We start from the raw sequence: 3,975 nt of genomic DNA, 5'->3' as shown, positions 1-3,975 counted from the left end.
AAGAACCTCACCACCTCCGCCATTGCCCGCATGAATCTGTTCCTGCATGGCGCATCCGATTTCCAGGTCGTGCGCGGCGACACCCTGCGCAACCCGGCGTTCTTCACCGGGGACAGCCTCGCCACGTTCGACTGCGTCATCGCCAATCCGCCCTTCTCGCTAGAAAAGTGGGGCGACGAAGTTTGGACCAGCGATCCGTTTGGCCGCAACTTCGCCGGGATGCCGCCCGCCAAGAGCGGCGATTACGCCTGGGTGCAGCACATGATCAAAAGCATGGCGGCGAAGTCGGGCCGCATGGCGGTGGTGTTGCCGCACGGCGCATTATTCCGCATGGGCAAGGAGGGCGAAATTCGCGAAAAGATTCTCGGCATGGACCTGCTTGAGGCTGTCATCGGCCTTGGGCCGAACCTGTTTTACGGCGCGGGCCTCGCCGCTTGCATCCTCATCTTCCGCCAACGCAAGAAGCCGGATCGCCGCCGCAAGGTGCTCATCGTGGACGCCTCGAAAGAGTTCAAGACCGGCCGGGCGCAAAACGAACTTCTGTCCGAGCACGTCGAGCACATCTACCAGTGGTATCGGAAATACCAGGATGTGCCCGGCATCGCCCGCGTCGTCACGCTGGAGGACCTCGCTGCCAACGACTTCAATCTCAACATCCCGCGCTACGTCGAGCCGAAGAACGATCAGGTCGTGCTCACCGTGGACGCAGCGATGCAGCAGTTGCGCACGAGCTCAGTAGCGGCCTTTGCGGCGGAGGAGCGCCTTACGAAAATTCTCAAAAAGGAGGGCTTGCTGGTATGAATCTTGGGGACTTCGGCCCGATCATGATTGTTATCAGCCGTGACGAAGTGGAGCGGGGTGACATGACAGGTCCCCTTCAGTGCCTGAAAGCCTTATTGGTAAGTCGCGAGACGATTCGTGCCAATCAAACGAATGTAGATGTCTCTTTTAGTGGCTATGAAGACACCCGCGATGAGTTGTTCGAGATTCCCGAGGTCCGCAATTACGTCTATGCGCTCGACGCGAAGTTTCCTTTCTGGCTTTACTTCCTGTCCCGCTATTTCACAGGACTTCAGTGCATAACTTATTGCCACCTTCTGCCTTTTTTGACCCCGGAAGCCCGGGCCAAACACCACCCCCAAAAACTGGCTGAACTGATTGAGCGTCGTTGGGGACCCGCATTGTTCCAACTCTGTTCCGCGGTCGGGCACACCGAAGCAGAGGCCGATGCCCTGCTTGCGTCTGCCATGACTTATTTTCAATCTGGCCCCACCAAATTAACCTCATGACCCCGCGCATCTCCCAACAACAGCTCGAATCCTATCTCTGGGGCGCGGCCGTGCTCCTGCGTGGGACGATTGATGCCGGCGATTACAAGCAGTTCATCTTTCCACTCCTGTTCTACAAACGCGTGTGCGACGTGTTCGATGAAGAGACGCAGGCCGCGCTGGCGGAATCCGGCGGCGATAAACGCTACGCCGCCGGGCGCGAGCAGCACCGGTTTCAGATTCCGCCGGAAGCCCACTGGCGCGAGGTGCGGCAGGCGGCCAAGAATGTCGGCGCGGCGTTACAATCCGCCATGCGCGCCATTGAGACGGCCAACCCGGACAAGCTCTACGGCATCTTCGGCGACGCGCAGTGGACCAATAAAGACCGGCTCTCCGATGCCATGTTGCGCGACCTGGTCGAACATTTCAGCATGCTGGAATTGACCGTCGCCAATCTGCCCGAGGACGAACTCGGCCAGGGCTACGAATACCTCATCAAGAAATTCGCCGACGATGCCGGCCACACCGCCGCCGAGTTTTACACCAACCGCACCGTCGTCCATCTGATGACCGAGATGCTCGACGTGCAGCCCGGCGAATCGGTTTACGATCCCACGTGCGGTTCAGGCGGCATGTTGCTCTCGTGCATCGCGCACTTGCGCCGGCTGAAAAAAGAATGGCGCAATGTCCGGCTCTACGGCCAGGAGCGCAACCTGATGACCTCGTCCATTGCCCGGATGAACTGCTTCCTGCATGGCATCGAGGATTTCCAGATTGAACGTGGCGACACCCTGTCCGAGCCGAAGTTTGTTCAGGGCGACCGCCTCCAGCGTTTCGACGTGGTGCTGGCCAATCCGCCGTATTCCATCAAGCAATGGGATCGCGACGCCTTTGCCTCCGACCCGTGGGGGCGCAATCTCTACGGCACACCGCCGCAGGGCCGCGCCGACTACGCTTTCCAGCAGCACATCCTCCAAAGCCTGAATCCCAAGACCGGCCGTTGCGCGGTTCTTTGGCCACACGGCGTTCTGTTCCGGCAGGAGGAAGCCGAGATGCGGCGCAAGCTCATCGAGGCTGACCTCATCGAATGTGTCCTCGGCCTTGGGCCGAACCTGTTTTACAACTCCCCGATGGAGGCGTGCGTCGTCATCTGCCGCACCGCCAAGCCCAAGGCGCGAAAGGGCAAAATCCTGCTCATCAACGCCGTAAACGAAGTCACCCGCGAGCGCGCCCAGAGTTTTCTCACCGACGACCACATCGAGCACATCGTCAGCGCCTACGAGAAATTCGCTGACGATCCCGGTTTCGCCCGCGTCGTGTCGCTGAAGGAAACTCGCGCCAAAGAAGGCAACTTGAGCATCCCTCTCTACGTCGCGCCGGCTGCAAATGGTGCATTGGATACCAACCCGGTGGCGGACACCGCCTCACTCTCGTCGGCACTGGGCACTTGGCTGGAAAGTTCCAAAGCGGTGCGTCAGTCGCTGGAATCGCTCGGAACCAGCATGAAATCGTGATTATTCACCGATAATGGCACTTCTTACTAATCAGTGAAAACATGTGGTTTCAGTAAGAAATAATTGATTTCTTACTGAATTATTGGATTCTTACTGGAAAGTGAAAACATCAGATTTCAGTAAAAGAGCGAGTATTCGCTACGAGAGTGAGCTGGTTCATCAATTCAGGCAGTTGCTTGATGATGATGCCGAACTCGCGTGGCAATCGCCGCCTGGAGACTCGGCCCACGGCCGACTTCCGTGGGTTGGGTTGCAACTGGATGCCCAAACCCACCGATTCAAGCCGGTGTATTCCCTGAAACCGAGCATCCCGGAGTTGGAATCCATCCTCGCGGCTTGGAATGATCCGCTCCCGCCGATACTGGTTGCCCCCGAACTGATCACTCGCATTCTGGAATTTTGCCGCCAAAAGCGTCTGGCCGCGGTTGATTTGAATGGCCGCGTGTATCTTCGCGCCGAGGGATTACTTGTGGATCGCCGAAGTCTGCCCGGGCGCGATTTCCGCTTCGAGCTTGAGCCTCGCAACGTCTTCGTCGGAAAGAGCGCTCGCATCATCCGCAGTTTGCTGACTGACCGCGACCGTGTTTGGGCGCAGAGCGAACTCGTCGAGCGCACCAAAGCCAGCTCGGGTCTCGTGTCGCGCATCGTTCAACACCTCGTCAGTCAGAACTTCATCGAAAAGCAAAGCCCGCGTGAGTTCCGTCTCCGTGACCCGCTCGGCCTTATTGACTCCTGGGTGAAAGCCGATGATTTCAACCGCCGCACCACCGCTGCCCGTTATACCGCCTTCGGTGGCAGCCCCACCGAAATCGCTCATCAACTCGCCACTTGGTCCAAAGAACAATCCGTGCCCCTCGCGTTCACCCAATGGATCGCGGGCTGGTTGCGCCATCCCTACACCGAACCAACCGTCACCAGCGCCTACGTTGCGCGCCTGCCCGAAGCCGCCACCTTGGAACGGCTTGGCCTGCGACCCGTCACCGATGCCGGCAAGGTGACTCTCCTCGTCCCGGATGACGAAGGCGTGTTCCTCGAAACACAGGCCATTCAAAACCTGCCGCTCGCCAGCGACGCGCAGATCTTTCTCGACCTGCAAAAGACCGGGCTGCGCGGACCGGACCAAGCCAACGCTTTGCGTCACTGGGAAGGATTCTGCCGGCCGTGAAATACGAAACCTACAGCGAATACAATCC

4 protein-coding genes are annotated in these 3,975 nt (G+C 58.8%); all 4 read left to right on the top strand.

The annotated features are described in order from the left end of the window. On the top strand, positions 1–801 hold an 801-nt coding region (locus FJ398_26515), incomplete at its 5' end, for a DNA methylase (GenBank protein MBM3841439.1). Next, on the top strand, positions 798–1,289 hold the full coding sequence (locus FJ398_26510) for a DUF1817 domain-containing protein (protein MBM3841438.1): 492 nt from the start codon (positions 798–800) through the stop codon (positions 1,287–1,289). The genes FJ398_26515 and FJ398_26510, both read left to right, overlap by 4 nt. Then, positions 1,286–2,782, top strand: a complete 1,497-nt coding sequence (locus tag FJ398_26505) for an SAM-dependent DNA methyltransferase (protein MBM3841437.1) — start codon at positions 1,286–1,288, stop codon at positions 2,780–2,782. Before FJ398_26510 ends, FJ398_26505 begins: the two co-directional genes overlap by 4 nt. A gap of 82 nt (positions 2,783–2,864) precedes the next feature. Continuing rightward, positions 2,865–3,947, top strand: a complete 1,083-nt coding sequence (locus FJ398_26500; GenBank protein MBM3841436.1) for a hypothetical protein — start codon at positions 2,865–2,867, stop codon at positions 3,945–3,947. Positions 3,948–3,975: the final 28 nt, after the last annotated feature.

The sequence above is a fragment of the Verrucomicrobiota bacterium genome (genome assembly GCA_016871535.1).
In the GTDB taxonomy this organism is placed as follows: Bacteria; Verrucomicrobiota; Verrucomicrobiia; order Limisphaerales; family SIBE01; genus VHCZ01.
The sequence above is the reverse complement of the archived record's forward strand: the minus strand, read 5'-3'. Positions and strand labels throughout refer to the sequence as shown.

Coding starts and splice junctions, on each gene's coding strand:
- FJ398_26510 (MBM3841438.1), top strand. CDS start 798: ATGAATCTTGGGGACTTCGGCCCGATCATGATTGTTATCAGCCGTGAC.
- FJ398_26505 (MBM3841437.1), top strand. CDS start 1,286: ATGACCCCGCGCATCTCCCAACAACAGCTCGAATCCTATCTCTGGGGC.